This window comes from Sulfurimonas indica, from assembly GCF_009192995.1.
GTDB lineage: Bacteria > Campylobacterota > Campylobacteria > Campylobacterales > Sulfurimonadaceae > Sulfurimonas > Sulfurimonas indica.
On sequence record NZ_SDID01000017.1, the window covers coordinates 1 to 16,536 of the forward strand.

Genomic DNA, 16,536 nt, shown 5'->3' on the forward strand with positions numbered 1-16,536 from the left:
CCCCCTGCGTGACAGGCAGGTATTCTAACCAACTGAACTACCACCGCATATTTAGTTTAAAATGGTGTCCCGTGATGGATTCGAACCATCGGCCACATCATTAAAAGTGACGTGCTCTACCAGCTGAGCTAACGAGACATGTTTTCTTCTCTTTGTTAAGAGGTCGAAATTATAGACAAATCATTTTTATATGTCAAGAAAAACAGAGAGAAATTTAGAAAAAAGTCTCTTTGTCAATTAAAAGCAGCATTTTTATTGCCATCATTGCACTTTGATACTGTACATAGTTTCTATCGCCTTGAAAAAGAAAGTGTTTTTCGTCGCTAATATCCTTGCTCCTTGCACCGATATAAACTGTTCCAACAGGTTTTAGCTCTGTTCCTCCTGTATCTCCTGCAATGCCGCTGATACTGAGGGCATAATCTGCTTCACTTACATTGAGTGCTCCCTCACTCATCTCAGAAACAACTTCACGTGAGACTGCCCCAAAATTCTCCAAAACTTCATGATCTACAGCAAGCCAGTTCTCTTTTAAAGCATTTGAGTACGTTACAAGTGAGCCGTCTAAAATCTTCGATGCTCCGTTATGTTTTGTAAAATAGTATGCTAAAAGTCCGCCTGTACAGCTCTCCGCAAATGTTATCTTTTTTCCTCTACTTGAGAGTTTTTCGATGATATATTCTATAATGTTTGCAGAGGCTATAAGCTTTTTAGGTAAAAGATTTTTTGCCGCATGAATGAACTTTGAGATATCACCATACCTGTTTGAGTTGATATCAACACGGAGCCATCCCTCTACGTAACTTGTGACTCCAAAGTTAACCTCATATGTCTGCGCTATCGGATTTAATATGCTAATAAGGTCATCCTTATTTTCATCAAAGACATGAATCGTTGCTTGTGTATCGTTGGTATGCAGTAAAATTTGTGGCATTTTACTACCTTCATCCATCTGCATCACATTAATTGTAGCCTTGTTATACTCAAGCAAATATGTTCTCTCCTCAAAAAGTGTAGCTTTTTGTGGTATTAACATGCCATCTTTTAGTACCTGATTATCTCCCGTTACAGTACAAATAACTTTTCCAATGGTTGAGAAGTTCTGTTTACTTGTTACTATTAAAACTCTATTCTCTACATTTAACTCTTGTTCTAAATATAAAAAGAGAGAGTTGTCACTCTCTTTGAAATAAGTAATAGAATCGATAAAGTGCAGCTCTTTTTCTATATTTCTAAAAATATACTCTTTAAGCGGCTCATTATAGATAAATTTGTTTCCAATAAATATGAGATGTAACTTCATCTTTTGCAAGGCCTTTTATAAGGATTTGATATGAAGTATTATAGCAGTTTTATAAGCTTTTAAAACCATTATAGATATAATGCATGACTTTAAATATATTTTTGGGGCAGAGATGGACTATAAAGAGACACTACTTTTACCAACAACGACTTTCGCAATGCGAGGAAACCTGATAAACAATGAGCCAAAACGCTACGGGGCGTGGGATGCAAAAAATGTCTATCATAAAATGAAGACAAATCGTAGAGATGCTGAGAGTTTTACACTCCATGACGGACCTCCCTATGCAAACGGTCATATCCATATCGGTCATGCACTGAACAAAGTTTTAAAAGATATTATCATAAAACATAACTATTTTTCTGGCAAATCTATCCGTTTTACTCCGGGATGGGATTGTCACGGTCTGCCAATCGAGCAGCAAGTGGAGAAGAAGCTTGGTGGAAAAAAGAAAAAAGAGCAATTAGAGACTGCTGAGATTCGTAAACTCTGCCGTGAGCACGCTGCAAAATTCGTAGATATTCAAAGAGATGAGTTTAAAACGCTCGGGATCATTGCTGACTGGGAAAAACCATATGTGACAATGGACTTTCGATTTGAAGCAAATATCTTCAGAACACTTTGTGAGGTTGCAAAAAAAGGTCTTTTGGTAGAGCGTAGCAAACCTGTTTTTTGGTCATGGGCAGAGAGAACAGCTCTTGCAGAAGCCGAAGTTGAGTATGAGGATAAAGAAGACTACTCTATCTTTATCGCATTTGAACTAAGTGACGGAGCGAAAGCAAAACTTGGTATTGAAGGTAAAGCTGCTCCTGTTATCTGGACAACAACTCCTTGGACAATTCCGGCAAATACAGGTATCTCACTCAATCCTGAAGAAAAATATGTACTCACTACTGATGGTTATATCGTAGCCAAAGAGCTTTTAAACTCACTTGTAGAAAGTGAAGTTGTGAGTGGTAGTGTCGCTAAAGAATTTGATGCAAAAGAGTTTGAAAACCTCATCGCCATCAACCCGCTTAACGGTAGAGAGTCTCGTTTGGTTTTAGGTGAACATGTATTAGTGGACAATGGTACAGGATGTGTACACACTGCTCCTGGTCACGGTGAAGATGACTACCGTGTTGGTCTTGTATATGACCTTGAAGTTATTATGCCTGTTGATGAGACAGGATGTTATGATGAAAGCGTAGTAGGACTTGGACTTATTCCAAATGCCCAAAATTTTGTAGGGCGTCATATCTTTAAATCAAATGAAGACCTCATCTCCCTTATGGGTGATGCAGTTCTTAAAGTAGATAAGTTTATGCACTCCTACCCTCACTGTTGGAGAAGTCATACACCGCTTATCTATCGTGCAACAAAACAGTGGTTTATCTCTGTTGATGGAACTCCTGAAGGGGAAAGCAAAACTCTGCGTGAGATAGCACTTGGTGAAGTTGAAAAGACTCAGTTTATTCCAGAAACTGGGCGTAAACGTCTTACTTCTATGGTCGAGAACCGTCCTGACTGGTGTATCTCACGTCAGCGCGACTGGGGTGTTCCTATCGCATTTTTCAGAGTAAAAGCTACTGGTGAAGTTCTTTTAGATGAAAAAGTTTTAAACTTTGTTGCGATGATTTTTGAAATGCAGGGAAGTGATGCATGGTATTCTATGGACATTGCACAACTGCTCTACCCTGGATGTGAGTACAAACCAGAAGAGTTAGAGAAAGTAACAGATATTTTAGATGTTTGGTTTGACTCAGGTTCAACATGGAATTCAGTGCTAAAATCTCGTAACTATGATGCAGGGGAGTATCCGGCTGATTTATATGTAGAAGGAAGTGACCAACACCGTGGATGGTTCCAGTCATCACTCTTTTTATCAACTGCCGTACAGCATAAAGCACCATACAAGGGTGTTCTCACACACGGCTTTACAGTAGATGAAAAAGGTGAGAAGATGTCCAAATCAAAAGGCAATGTAATCGCACCTGATAAGGTTCTCAAAGAGTACGGAAGTGAAATCCTGCGTCTTTGGGTGGCTTCATCTGACTATCAGGGAGATCTCAAAATCTCTCAAGGTATCTTAAAACAGACTTCTGAGAGCTATAGAAAACTGAGAAACACATTTAGAATCATGCTTGCAAACATCAATGACCTTGAAGAGCTTACTTCTTATGAACAGATGGGTGACTTAGACAAATGGATACTCAGTGAAGCGAGCCGTGTACTAGCAGAGGTTCACAAACAATTTAGTGAATATAACTTTGTAAATGGTATGAGTACACTTAACAACTTCATTGTAAATGAGCTTAGTGGTATGTATATTGACATGACAAAAGACAATCTCTACTGTAATGCACAAAACTCTACACGTCGTCGTGCAAGTCAAAGTGCAATGGCGATGATTACAAAAACACTTCTGCTTTTAATGGCACCGATTCTTACATATACAGCTGATGAGATTGTAGAGAATGCTCCAACTATCATTACAGGTGATGCTGAGGATATCTTTGATATGACTTACACAGCACTAGAACAAATCGATGCACCTTTTGATGCAGAGTATATGGTAAAAGCACGTGAAGGTTTTGGAGCTGTTGTCGATGGACTCAAAAAAGAAAAAGTTATCAAATCAACACTAGAGTTAATTATCTATACAGAGTCAAAAACAACTTTAGATATGGATAGAGTTGATGCAGAGGACTGGTTCGTTGTATCTGGTATTTTTGAAGACAAACCTGAAGAGAATGAACTTGGAAGCTTTAAAGTGGGTAATGATACTTTTACAATAGCAAAAGCGACACAACATAAATGTCCAAGATGTTGGAAATACCAATCAGATGCAGAAGACAAAGTATGTAAAAGATGTGAGGAAGTTGTAGGTGCCTAACTTTAGTGAACCTGTAACACTCACTTTTGTATTTAGCTCAATAGGTGCTATTTTTGCACTTATTGGTCTTGGTATCTTTTTTGTAAAGAGATTTAAATAAAGCAGAGACTTGCTATAATAACAATAATAAAATAGGTAGGATATCTAGTGATTACATTAAAAGAAGCACTTACACTAAACAAAGATGAACTCAACAAATTTAAAGACGAACTACGTAATAAAATAGAAGCAAATAAAGATTTAAACGCATATATCGATGTTAACAGTGTTGGCGAAGGTGTACCTATCGCTATTAAAGACAATATTCAGGTAAAAGATTGGTCTATAACATCAGGAAGTAAAATTTTACAGGGATATATCGCACCATACAATGCTACTGTCATTAAGAAACTACTTGATAATGGTCTTTCTCCTTTTGGTCGTGTCAATATGGATGAGTTTGCTATGGGCTCGACTACAGAATCCAGCTTTTATGGAAAAACACAAAATCCTCACGCAAGTGATAGAGTTCCCGGCGGAAGTTCTGGTGGAAGTGCTGCTGCTGTTGGAGCTGGTCTTGCCATTGCAGCGCTTGGAAGTGATACAGGTGGGTCTATCCGCCAACCTGCTGCTTTTTGTGGAATCGTAGGAATGAAACCGACTTATGGGCGAGTGAGTCGTTACGGTTTAGGTGCCTATGCATCAAGCTTGGATCAGATCGGTCCAATGACACAAAATGTTGAAGATGCTGCAATTTTATATGACATCATCAGCGGAAGCGATGAGAAAGACTCTACAAATGCTGGACGTGATGATAAGGTTATACCAAACCTGGATGCAACAAGAAAACTCACGATTGCAGTTTTACCAAAATATGTTGAAAATGCAAGCCAAGATATAAAAGATGCCTATGCAAAAGCTATAGAAGCACTAAAAGCTGCAGGTCATACGATTGTAGAGCGTGAGATGATGGATGCGAAGTATGATATCTCAGCGTACTATATCACTGCAACTGCAGAAGCTACAACTAATCTTGCACGTTATGACGGTATACGTTATGGAAACCGTGTAGAGGGGAAAAACCTTGAAGAGACATTTTACAACACAAGAAGCGAAGGTTTTGGCGATGAAGTAAAACGCCGTATCCTACTTGGAAACTTCGTACTCTCAAGCGGTTACTATGAAGCGTACTATGTAAAAGCACAAAAGACACGTCATATCATCAAAGATGAGTATGCGAAAATCTTTGAAGATGTAGATTTGATTCTCTCGCCTGTTGCACCGACTGTAGCACCAAGATTTGGAGAGTTGGCAAATCCTATGGATATGTATCTCAGTGATATCTACACTATCAGTGTCAATCTTGCTGGTCTTCCTGCTCTCTCATTACCGATTACAAAAAACAGTGAAGGTATGCCGGTTGGTCTGCAACTCATTGCAAAAGCATATGATGAACAAACTCTCTTTGATGGAGCACTTTCACTCGAGAGAGAAGTCGCTTACAAAGCATAATGTAATAATAGTGAAACAATCTTTTGCTATTATTTTAAAAAAGGAGTACAACATGGCATATTTTGACAAAGTAAAAGTAAAAGACAAACTCTACGGACTTGTATTTGGTCCGGGAAAAGTTTCTCAGGTTTTTGAAGACTCTCATTATAAAATGATGGTAAAGTTCAAAAACGGATATGAAGTACCATATACGGAAGATGGCATTCCGGGTTGGGGAAACTTTAAAAAACAGACAATATTCTATAAAAAAGATATCGACCTTACTGATGTTGACTTTGGACCAGTAACAAAAGTGCTCTCACCTAAAAAAATTATTAAACTGCGTGAGAAGAACAAGCTTGAAGTTCGTCTTCCTTCTGGTATCTGGACAGATTGTACAAAATGTGTTGCAGGGTATGTTGAAGATATGCTAGAAGCTGAAAACTATCACCTCTTTAGAAAATCTCTAAAGAAAAAGGATAAATAATACTTTACACTATTATTCATACCATTCATATTTTTGCCGTATTTATCTACGGTGGATTTTTATTTACAGACAATCTCTTTATGTCGAAGATGAAACAAACTTTAAATGAAGAGGAACATACAAAAGCACGTGAAGCAATTATGATGCATGTACGTAAAGTTGTTCCAAAAGCACTTATTGTTGCAGTATTATCCGGAATGTATTTATTTACACAGGTTTTTGGAGAGATTGGCCCAGATGGTCTCTCAACTTTTCAAATTGCCCTCTCCATCAAGGCATTTTTAGGTCTCTGGCTTGGATTTCGTGGTGTCAATCAGGTCTTTTTTGGCATTCAGCCATGGGTATTTAAAAGCCATATCTTTCCATTCATTTTAGTAGTTATAATTATACTGCTTTCACAATTTATGTTTTTGGATTTTACCTCTTTTTAACCACAAAAAAGGTATAATCCAAAAATTTTAAACATTTAACTTCTATATACTCTGCAAAGGATAACCATGAGAATTCGTAAACGCGCCCTAACATTTGAAGATGTACTTTTAGTACCGCAATATTCTGAAGTTTTACCAAAAGAGGTTTCTCTTGAAACCAAATTAACACGTAATATCAGCCTTAAAATTCCTATGGTTTCAGCTGCAATGGATACAGTTACAGAATACCGTGCTGCAATTGCAATGGCAAGACTCGGTGGTATCGGAATTATCCATAAAAATATGGATATTGAAACACAATGTAAACAGGTTAGAAAAGTTAAAAAATCTGAGAGTGGTATCATCATTGATCCAATCTATGTACATCCTGATGCAACACTTGCGGATGCAGAAGCCCTTATGAAAGAGTTTAAAATCTCTGGTGTTCCTGTTGTAGATGGACATAACAAGCTTCTTGGAATTCTTACAAATCGTGATATGCGCTTTGAGAAAGATATGCGTAAACGTGCAGATGATGTAATGACAAAAATGCCGCTTATCACTGCAAAAAAAGGTATCTCTTTGGATGATGCAGCAGATATTATGCATAAAAACAAAATTGAAAAACTCCCTATCATTGATGAAGATGGTTTCTTAAAAGGTCTTGTTACTATCAAAGATATCAAAAAACGCATCGAGTACCCTAACTCAAACAAAGATGATTTTGGTCGTTTAGTTGTTGGTGCGGCTATCGGTGTTGGGCAGATGGACAGAGCAAAAGCACTTGTTGATGCCGGTGCTGATGTACTTGTTCTTGATTCAGCTCACGGACACTCCAAAGGAATTCTTGATACTGTAAAAGCCATTAAAGAGTCACTGGAAGTCGATGTAATTGCTGGAAATATCGCTACAGCAGAAGCTACGGAAGCACTGATTGAGGCTGGAGCTGATGGTGTAAAAGTTGGAATCGGACCGGGATCGATCTGTACAACAAGAATCGTGGCAGGTGTTGGTGTACCACAAATTTCTGCGATCGATGAGTGTGCTGCAGCTGCAAGAAAACATGGGGTACCTGTAATCGCAGACGGTGGTATCAAATACTCTGGTGATATTGCAAAAGCTCTTGCAGTTGGAGCTAGCTGTGTAATGGCAGGAAGTCTACTTGCCGGTACGGAAGAGTCACCGGGTGTGACTATTATGTTTCAAGGGCGTCAATACAAATCATACCGTGGTATGGGAAGTATCGGTGCAATGCAAAAAGGTTCAAACGATAGATATTTCCAAGAGGGAACTGCAGCAGACAAGCTTGTTCCAGAAGGAATCGAAGGGCGTGTACCTTTCCGTGGACATATTGCAGGAATCGTTCATCAAATGATGGGAGGTCTGCGTTCTTCTATGGGTTACTGTGGTAGTGAAAGTATCGAAGCGCTCTGGAACAAAGCAGAGTTTGTAGAGATAACATCTGCGGGTCTCAAAGAGTCTCACGTTCATGATGTAATTATCACACAAGAAGCGCCAAACTACCATGTCTAATCAAGAAGTACGATATGCGGGTTTTTGGATCCGTTTTATCGCTTCATTTTTAGATACACTTTTTTTAGCTCTGCCAGTCGCTATCGTCATCTACTTTTTAAGTGATGGCAACTGGTTCGACTTCGCACAATACCAACAAAATATGCAACTTGCAATGAGTGGTAATCCTCACGCACTCGACAATCAGCCACAAACTTCTTTTACATGGGAACTGATCTTTGAAATCTCTGTGTTAGTCGTTACGGTCATCTTTTGGGATAATTGGCAAGGCGCTACACCGGGGAAAAAAATCGTACACATTAAGATTGTAGATGCCAAAACGTATCAAGATATTACAAATAAGCAGGCAATTACCCGCTCACTCGGATATATTCCATCAACCCTGCTTTTTGGTATAGGATTTTTAATGGTTGCCTTTCGTAAAGACAAACGAGCTCTACATGACCTGCTAGCAAATACTGCTGTTATCTATGATGAAGAGGCACTTATAAATTAAACTTCTCTTTATCAAAAAAGCTATCAACAGAGATATTTTTAAAAGCAGCATTGAGTGAAGTAAAGAGTTGCGGAAATTCTTGCTCCATCTTTGCAAGCATCGCTTTTGTACTCTCTCTTGCATGAGGAGCTTTAATATCAAATCGCATAGCAGGACAAGCTTCATCCCCTATCGCTTCAATACCGTTATCTACAACAAAAGCACGCAACTGCCGCTCACGCAACTGAATCAATGGACGAATCACAATCAAACCATTTTCAGCTCTGTATTTTGGTGCTAAAGAGCGCATCTGACCATTATAGATAAAGTTCATAAAAAAGCTCTCAGCAGCATCATCCATATGATGTCCAAGTGCTACTTTATTACATCCATGCTCACGTGCCACAGAGTAGAGATATCCGCGACGCATGCGAGAGAAGAATGAACAGTAAGAGGAGTTTTTACGAATCTTCTCTTTTGCCAGATCATAGGTTTGTGTATCATGGATAATATGCGGGATATCATGCTCTTTGCAGTGTGCTGCAAGATTTGAGTAATCTTCACCCATACCATAGCTAATTGTCACTGCCAAAAACTCAAACTTAAAGGGGGCACGGCGTTGTTGCTCTTTCATAGCATGAATCATAGTAAGAGAATCTTTTCCACCAGAGAGACCCACTAAGATTTTATCACCCTCTTCTATAAGATTAAACTCGGCATTTGTTTTGCCGAGCTTGGACATGATTTTTTTAGAAAGTTTTACTCCCATTAAGCGTTTGCCAACCTGTCAACCATCTTCATTAAAAATTCGGCACTGACCTTTGCAGAGCTCTCAACAAACTCTTCAAAATTAAAGCCTGCATCCATATCTGCAGAGTCGCTGATAGAACGAAGAATGAAAAAAGGAACTCCTAGTGCATCACATACAACTGCAACACTCGCACCCTCCATCTCTAAAGCATCTGCTTTAAAAGTCTCAGCAATAAACTCTTTACGCTCCTCTGATGCGATAAACTGATCTCCAGTTGCAATGATACCCTCTTTCACGTCAACACCCATCTCAGAAGCGACTATCTTACTCAGCGCTATCAAATCTCTGTCAGCCTCAACATAAACACTTCCTTCCGGAACATATCCATGCGGATGTCCAAAGATTGTAATATCCAAATCATGCTGTGCAAGTTTGGAAGCCACTACCAAATCACCGATTTTAAGCTCAGGATTAACTGCTCCGGCAACACCGCTAAAAAGAAGCACATCACAAGCAAACATCTGCAGCATTGTACTCGCTGTTAATGTTGAAAATACTTTTCCTATTTTCGAATACGCCACAACCACATCTATATCTTTATATTTTGCTTTATAGTACTTATTTTTTGCGTAATTGACCTCTTCTACATCATCAAGACGCTCTAAAATCGGTGCCACCTCTTCTGGCATTGCACCCATAATCGCTATTTTCATTTTCTTCCTTATATTTCTACAGTTTTTATCACTGTTTCAAATTTGGCAAGTTGCTCTTTTATATTGCCTTTTTCATCAACAACACAACTTCCACCCCAAAAGCCAAGTCCATCTTCAAAACCGACACGATTTACAAAAACAAGTTGTGCCGAGCACTCACAAGCAACTGTTTGAATAATCTCATACCAACTCTTTTCAATACTCAGTCCATCATCTCCAAATCCACGTGCAGGTGAAGCTACATGAACGATAATCAAATCAGGATCTAATCCGATAAGCTCTTCATGCACACTCTTATGCCATAGATCTTCACAAACCAAAAGAGAGACTCTTTTACCATTGGCTTCAAAAGCTTCAAAGCTATCGCCACCTTCAAAGTAGCGTGCCTCTTCAAACATTCCATAATTTGGCAGATGTACTTTCATATGTTTGGCAACAAGTTTTCCCTGTGTAAAATAGAGTCCACAGTTTCGAAAAACATCCCCGTCACGCAGTGCTGCACCAATAGCAATATCTACATCTTTACTTAATTCAATTAATGAGGTCAGTTCAGACTCATTCCATGCATCTTCATGCAGTTTATCTTGTAAAAGATAGCCACTCAGTGCCAATTCTGGAAAGACTATTAAATCTGTTGTCGTCTTATTCGCTTCAATAATTTTAATGACTTCTTCTAAATTCGAACGGTTTAATTTGGGAGAAGTCTGTGCAAGTGTTACTCTCATATTATGAGCAAACTTCCTCTTTTACCTTCTCTAGTGACGCCATATCAGAGATATTAAGCGTTTTTAGATCTTTTGCTATTCTTCTGTTAAGCCCTTTAAGCACAACTCCGTTTCCAAACTCAATTGCCATATCAACATCCCCTGCAATTGCCTGGATTGACTGTTTATATTTTACAGGTTTTACAAGTTGGTCTTTTAAGAGTGTAACTGCTTCAGCTTTTGTAGCATAAGGCTTTGTGGTAACATTAGAGATAACCGGTGCTTCAAAACTATCAATGATATATTTCTCCATTAGCTCTGCCAATGGCTCTTGAGCCGGAGCTAAAATCTCACAGTGTGAAGCAACAGACATATTTAAAAGCAGTGCTCTTTTTGCACCTGCTTCTTTGAAAGTATCTTCTAAAGATGCCAAATCTGCTCTGTTTCCTGCAACAACAAGTTGTCCATCTTGATTATAGTTTGCCGGCCATACTTGTTTACCTTGCGTCTGCGCATCTGCACAAATTTTCTCAACACTTACATCATCAAGACCAACAATAGCCATCATACCAGCATCTTTTCCTTCACATGCTTCTTGCATATATGCACCACGCTTATGAACAAGTTCAACTGCATCAACATAGTCAATAGCACCTGCCGCACAAAGCGCTGAAAATTCACCAAGAGAGTGTCCTAAGAAAAGCTCAGCTTTTACATCTGGACATGCATCTTTAAAAAGTCTGTATGCAACCATCTGAACTAATAAAATCGCAGGTTGTGTATAAGCAGTTTGTCCAAGCTTTTCATTCTCTTCAAAGATTATCTCCTTAAAGTCCACTCCGATTCTCTCACCAGCTTTAGCAAACATCTCACGTGCCACTTCCGAATTATCATAAAAATCTTTACCCATACCTACCGCTTGTGAGCCTTGTCCTGCAAATATCATAGCTATTTTTTTCATCTGTTTTCCTTTTTATAAATATTGTTTGTTTTCTGAGATCTTTTTTCTGAGTGTATTACGATTGAGTCCCAGTTTATCTGACAACTGTAGTTGTGATTTGAACTTTTTAAGTCCTGCGCGAATCAGTGGTACCTCATAAAGATACAAAAAGTTTCTATAGTCACTGTTTGAACCCAGCTTGTCATAAAGATAATTCTCAATGATTTCCATCAATTCACTATCTTGAATATCCTGTAGCAGATAGTTAATCATTACCTGACGTCTCAGAGAATCTGCATTTCTTGATAAATCAGCTTTGAAGTTTTGAGTATTAAACGATTCATTGCCACCAAAAAGTTCTGCTGCTTCCTTAGCGAACTTCTCAACTAAGAAAGAGACATCTTCTTCTCTCTCACGCAGAGGTGGAATATCAAATTTAACACTAAAAAGATCATCAATAAGCTCATTCTCAAAAGATTGTTTCGCAGTTGCGATGACACGTACTTGTTTCTCTTTAATCATTTGTACAAGTCTACTTAAATTGGGGGAGTTGTCTATATTGATTATGATTAACTCTTTGGAGCTCTCTAGTGCAACAAGCAGTTCATCAAAGTTTGATGCATCAACAATCGATGTATCAGGAAGTATAAAAGAAGCTAATGTTCTTTTACCAACACCACTCTCACCCATGATGAGGGCATTGACACTCAGTGTCTTGAGGAGTGATGCTGTTTTCTTAGCCTGGTTGGAGGCTGAAGATTCAGTTATAAAACTAGTGACATCCACAGCCGCTGCCGCCACCTGTTCCACAACAACCATCATCTGCTTGTTTGTTCTCAGCAGGAACACCAGTCATTGCTTCTTCAGCTGAAGCATCTCTAACATTGTTGATTGTCACTGTAAACATTAAATCTTTACCAGCTAAAGGGTGATTGAAGTCAATTACTACAGAAGTATCTTTGATCTCTTTAACAACAACTTGAACAGTTGAGCCATCTTCACCTTGACCATAAAGTGTCATACCTTCAGTAAGTTCAATTCCAGCAAACTGCTCTTTTGGAACTTCTTGAGTAGCTTCTGCATTGTACTCACCATAAGCATCTGCAGCTTTTACAAGAACATCACCTTTTTCACCGATGTTCATATCTTTGATTCCATTTTCTAAACCTGGAATAATTTGACCTTTTCCAAACATAAATACTAATGGCTGTCCACCAACATTACTATCTACTACTTTATCGCCATCTCTTACTTCATACTCTAATGATACGATTTGATTTTGCTCAATTGCCATATTTATACCTTAATTTTTGTTTCGTGGATTTTAGCATAATTTCTTATTTCTTTAGCTGAAAATTATGCTCGTTTTTTTACTTTAAGCGTCTTTTGGCTTCACTTGCTTCCTTGGAGTTTGGATACTTCGCAATGATTGCCTTATAAAAAGATTTTGCATGCGCTTTATCCCCTGTTCTATCCATTGAGATAGCTGTATGCAACATCAATGTTGGCATATATTTCGCTTTAGAATAAAGCTGTGATGACTTTTTAAAATAAGAGATTGCTCTTGCATAGTTCTTACGTTTAAAATTCATCTCACCTATCATATAGTGTGCATATGCAGGTTTATACTTTCTCTTTATCAACTCTTCATAATTGGCAATTGCTTTTGTATAGTACTTTTTATCATAATTCTTTTTCGCTAAATTATAAAGCTCTGCACTGCTGATCTTAGAGCTGCTATTTGATTTGCCTCTCTTCCCTGATTTTAACTCTTTTGCTACTAAATCTTTAAAATCATTCACACTCTTTACTAAAGAGTTATATTCATCTTTCGTAACATAGTGTGTATTGATTTCATCTAAAAGTTTTGAGATCTCTAAAATACTTAGCTTCAATTCTTCAATTTTTTTAGAATTCTCTTGAATAGATTCACTAAGTCTTACCTGATACTCATTGGCACTAGTAAAGCCTAACTCCTCTTCTTCTTTTAATTTTTGAAGATTGATTTTATTGTTATGTGTTTTTCTGCTTATACTCTCAACTATGCTCTGCAGACCATCTATTCTCTCACGTAAAGAATCTAATTGACTTGCCTGTGAATTGCTCTTCTGTGCAACTTTTTTCAGCTTGTCTTTTGTTTCTAATATAACTTTTTCGCTAGAAGTAAGCCCGTAAGGCTCAGGACTTGAGAGATCTCCGGCACCAAACGCTGAAGGTTCGGCTGCTAAGAGATAGATTGGTGCAGTAGCAACAATAAAAGCACTTACTATTGCACTACGTTTCATAATTTTTACTTAAATTATGGAAGAAGTTTGAAGTTAACGCGACGGTTTTTAGACCAACACTCTCTTGTATGATCTGTACATACAGGATTAGACTCACCATAACTTACCATTGAGATACGAGAAGCATCAATGCCATCAGCTACTAGTGCTTTTTTAACTGCATCAGCACGTTTTAGGCCAAGTGCAAAGTTATACTCATCACTACCCCACTCATCACAATTACCTTCAAGCTTAACATTGAAAGATTTTGCAGCATCTGTTTTTCCAAGCTCTGCAGCTTCGTCAATTTTAGCTTGCATCTCTGGAGTAATATTATACTTGTCAAATGCGAAATAAACTGTTGGAAGTTTACTTTCTATCTCAGCCATTGTCATTTCAGCTGTAGTCTCTGTACTTGAACTTACAACACTGTCTTCAGTTGATACAGTCTCAGTTGCTGGAGCTTGAACTTCCTGAGCAGCTGGCGCAGAAACCTCTTCTGTCTTGCTATCTACTGCAGGTTCTTTAGAAGAACATCCACTAAAAACTAAAAGTGCTGTAACAACACTAGAAAGTACTATACTTTTCATATCTATTTCCTTGAATATTTAATGTCAAAATATTATACCAAAAAAATGGCAATAGTTTCTTTACCTATGTTTACTTACCAATCCATAGATTGTACTCTTCCGTATTTCAAAGGGAAAAGGTAGTTTTTATTGTAATTAAGTCTTATGATACCAATGGCACTTTGGCCTTTATAGTTTTTAATAAAAATTATTGCATCACCATCTTTTGAAAATCTTGGAAACTCATTTACACCTATTGCAGTAAGACGTCTGATAAAGTCTGTTTTAGTAGAGATCAGATGCAGATTAAAAGTATTTTGACTAAATGCATTTGAGCTCTCTCTTGCTTTATATACTATATAATTTCCATGTGCACTACACGCTGAATTGCTTCTTCCATAATAAACCATCTGCTCAACTTCATTTGTATCGAGTCGTTTTGAAAAAACATTTGGATACCCAAGTCTAGAAGATATAAAAACAATTTGATTTTTGCTCATAAACTGTGCATTTACATCTATACCACTGTATTGTGTAAGACGTTTGTATTTTTTAGTCACTGTGTTAAAGCTGTAGATATCCGGCTGACCATCTAAAGCCATAGTAAGTAGCAATGTTTTTCCATCACTACTTACATCAGAACATACCATCATACCATCTGAAGATATGATATTTTTTACTTTTCCACTCTTTATATCTACATATTTCAGTGTAGGTTTGCTTGTATCTAAAACTGTATAATAAAAAGCATTTTGTGCTTTGTTTGCCCATTTTGGGAAAATATTAAACCCACCTTTTAAAATTGTATGCTGATATGAAAGTGTATAGTCTGCAATAACTATCTCACTTTTCATAGGTGCGATTATTCGAGAAAATATAACTTTTCTCTTCATCCATGCGACTGAAGGTTCACCCATAAACTCATTAATATCATAGGCAATTGCGTGAGAGATAAACATAAATATATCTTGTTTACTTACTCTATAGTTCTTAGAATAAACCTCTTCATTTTTTTGCAGTAGTTTTACTTGAACATTTAAAGCAGCATTGTCATCTTCAAACATTTTATAGCGAAGTACATAGGCCATGTCTTTATTTTCAACAAGTACATCAACATCATTATAGTTTGCTATGCGGTGATGTCTGTCAACATTGAAAATTGAAAGAACATTCAAGTCTGCTATCAATGTTTTAAAAAAACGCAGTCGAAAAGTGTCATCATAACTGATAGATGCATCCTCTACTGCAATTGAGGGAACCGTATCAGCTTTTTTTATCACTTCTATCGTTGCATCATTTGCAAAAACAAAACTTATTAGCATCAATAATGAAAATATAACTTTCAAACTCTACTCCTTGGAAATTAGTACTACAATTGTTCTGCTAGACTTACCTTGAGGATTTTTTGGAAATACAACATTTTTAAGTCTCTCTTTTATCTTATCAGCTTCTGCATTGAGTGCTTCATTTGCCGAATAGTTTAATATTCGAAAATCAGTCATGCGCCCCAAAGGGTCTATCTCAATGACTGTTTTAACACTATGTCCCTCACTGTTTGGAGGAACATTGAAATGCTGATAAACAATTGCTTGAATTTTAGCTAAATATTCATTAACCTCATTTGCCGTTGAAGTCTGCTGTTGATTTTTATCAGATTCTTTACTATCAAGTTTTTCTAGTTTTTCAGAGAGTGAGTCTACGCTGTTTTTCTCTGCAGTTTTTATCTTTTTTGCTATATCTTGAATACGTTTTGAGTTAACTTTTTTTGGCTTTTGTTTATGGGAAATCTTCTGTGTCCAGACATTGGAAAAGAGATCATTTACATCAATATCTTGCGCTTTACTTGTTGCAGTACTCTGTGGAGCTGAAACCTGAGATGTAAACTTTGAGATATCTTTTGGCATAACAACAGATACTGCGATGAATTTATCTTTTTTCATTGCATAGGATTTGTCTTTTTTTATTGCAAACATCATAACAATAAAAAGTGTTGAAAAAAGGAAAAAAAGAGTAAAAGAAATCACCCCACCAAGAATAAAATA

At 37.4% G+C, this 16,536-nt stretch carries 17 protein-coding genes and 1 tRNA gene; 6 read left to right on the forward strand and 12 right to left on the reverse strand.

Annotation, left to right across the window (positions count from 1 at the left end; translation table 11 throughout):
- Positions 1-62: 62 nt before the first annotated feature.
- Positions 63-138 (reverse strand) — tRNA-Lys (locus ES948_RS08135).
- Positions 139-214: 76 nt separating this feature from the next.
- Positions 215-1,303 carry a CinA family protein gene (locus ES948_RS08140; RefSeq protein WP_152184454.1) on the reverse strand — a complete coding sequence of 363 codons (1,089 nt, stop codon included), beginning with the start codon at positions 1,301-1,303 and terminating at the stop codon, positions 215-217.
- A gap of 112 nt (positions 1,304-1,415) precedes the next feature.
- Here ES948_RS08140 and ileS point away from each other — a divergent pair, with 112 nt between their 5' ends.
- The 6 genes from ileS (at position 1,416) to ES948_RS08170 (ending at position 8,574) form a co-directional block, all read left to right on the forward strand.
- The gene (gene ileS, locus ES948_RS08145; RefSeq protein WP_152184513.1) at positions 1,416-4,178 is read left to right on the forward strand and encodes an isoleucine--tRNA ligase; all 2,763 of its coding nucleotides are present in this window, start codon (positions 1,416-1,418) and stop codon (positions 4,176-4,178) included.
- 147 nt (positions 4,179-4,325) lie between these two features.
- Positions 4,326-5,669 (forward strand): Asp-tRNA(Asn)/Glu-tRNA(Gln) amidotransferase subunit GatA, encoded by a 1,344-nt coding sequence (gene gatA, locus ES948_RS08150; RefSeq protein ID WP_152184455.1) that lies wholly within the window; start codon positions 4,326-4,328, stop codon positions 5,667-5,669.
- Between the two features lie 52 nt (positions 5,670-5,721).
- Positions 5,722-6,135 carry a hypothetical protein gene (locus ES948_RS08155; protein WP_152184456.1) on the forward strand — a complete coding sequence of 138 codons (414 nt, stop codon included), beginning with the start codon at positions 5,722-5,724 and terminating at the stop codon, positions 6,133-6,135.
- Between the two features lie 89 nt (positions 6,136-6,224).
- The gene (locus ES948_RS08160; RefSeq protein ID WP_152184457.1) at positions 6,225-6,566 is read left to right on the forward strand and encodes a hypothetical protein; all 342 of its coding nucleotides are present in this window, start codon (positions 6,225-6,227) and stop codon (positions 6,564-6,566) included.
- Between the two features lie 66 nt (positions 6,567-6,632).
- Positions 6,633-8,078 carry an IMP dehydrogenase gene (gene guaB / locus ES948_RS08165; RefSeq protein WP_152184458.1) on the forward strand — a complete coding sequence of 482 codons (1,446 nt, stop codon included), beginning with the start codon at positions 6,633-6,635 and terminating at the stop codon, positions 8,076-8,078.
- The gene (locus ES948_RS08170) at positions 8,071-8,574 is read left to right on the forward strand and encodes an RDD family protein (RefSeq protein WP_152184459.1); all 504 of its coding nucleotides are present in this window, start codon (positions 8,071-8,073) and stop codon (positions 8,572-8,574) included. Before guaB ends, ES948_RS08170 begins: the two co-directional genes overlap by 8 nt.
- Here the strand turns inward: ES948_RS08170 and ES948_RS08175 are convergent.
- From ES948_RS08175 to ES948_RS08220, 10 genes are all read right to left on the reverse strand, one after another.
- Positions 8,564-9,322 carry a PP-loop family protein gene (locus ES948_RS08175; RefSeq protein ID WP_152184460.1) on the reverse strand — a complete coding sequence of 253 codons (759 nt, stop codon included), beginning with the start codon at positions 9,320-9,322 and terminating at the stop codon, positions 8,564-8,566. The genes ES948_RS08170 and ES948_RS08175 overlap by 11 nt on opposite strands.
- Positions 9,322-10,017 carry a 5'-methylthioadenosine/adenosylhomocysteine nucleosidase gene (locus ES948_RS08180; RefSeq protein ID WP_152184461.1) on the reverse strand — a complete coding sequence of 232 codons (696 nt, stop codon included), beginning with the start codon at positions 10,015-10,017 and terminating at the stop codon, positions 9,322-9,324. The genes ES948_RS08175 and ES948_RS08180 overlap by 1 nt, the downstream gene beginning before the upstream one ends.
- Positions 10,018-10,025: 8 nt before the next feature.
- Positions 10,026-10,742 (reverse strand): nitrilase-related carbon-nitrogen hydrolase, encoded by a 717-nt coding sequence (locus ES948_RS08185; protein ID WP_152184462.1) that lies wholly within the window; start codon positions 10,740-10,742, stop codon positions 10,026-10,028.
- 1 nt (position 10,743) lies between these two features.
- Entirely contained in the window at positions 10,744-11,682 is a 939-nt protein-coding gene (gene fabD, locus ES948_RS08190; RefSeq protein WP_152184463.1) for an ACP S-malonyltransferase, read from the reverse strand.
- A gap of 12 nt (positions 11,683-11,694) precedes the next feature.
- Positions 11,695-12,483 (reverse strand): DNA-binding transcriptional response regulator, encoded by a 789-nt coding sequence (locus ES948_RS08195; protein ID WP_246153849.1) that lies wholly within the window; start codon positions 12,481-12,483, stop codon positions 11,695-11,697.
- On the reverse strand, positions 12,434-12,955 hold the full coding sequence (locus tag ES948_RS08200) for an FKBP-type peptidyl-prolyl cis-trans isomerase (protein WP_152184464.1): 522 nt from the start codon (positions 12,953-12,955) through the stop codon (positions 12,434-12,436). The genes ES948_RS08195 and ES948_RS08200 overlap by 50 nt, the downstream gene beginning before the upstream one ends.
- A gap of 76 nt (positions 12,956-13,031) precedes the next feature.
- The gene (locus ES948_RS08205; RefSeq protein ID WP_152184465.1) at positions 13,032-13,946 is read right to left on the reverse strand and encodes a tetratricopeptide repeat protein; all 915 of its coding nucleotides are present in this window, start codon (positions 13,944-13,946) and stop codon (positions 13,032-13,034) included.
- A gap of 14 nt (positions 13,947-13,960) precedes the next feature.
- Positions 13,961-14,515, reverse strand: a complete 555-nt coding sequence (locus ES948_RS08210) for an OmpA family protein (RefSeq protein ID WP_152184466.1) — start codon at positions 14,513-14,515, stop codon at positions 13,961-13,963.
- Positions 14,516-14,589: 74 nt separating this feature from the next.
- Positions 14,590-15,840: a Tol-Pal system protein TolB gene (gene tolB / locus ES948_RS08215; RefSeq protein ID WP_152184467.1), complete on the reverse strand. Its 1,251-nt coding sequence runs from the start codon at positions 15,838-15,840 to the stop codon at positions 14,590-14,592.
- Between the two features lie 3 nt (positions 15,841-15,843).
- Entirely contained in the window at positions 15,844-16,470 is a 627-nt protein-coding gene (locus ES948_RS08220) for a TonB C-terminal domain-containing protein (RefSeq protein WP_188109491.1), read from the reverse strand.
- Between the last annotated feature and the right edge of the window lie 66 nt (positions 16,471-16,536).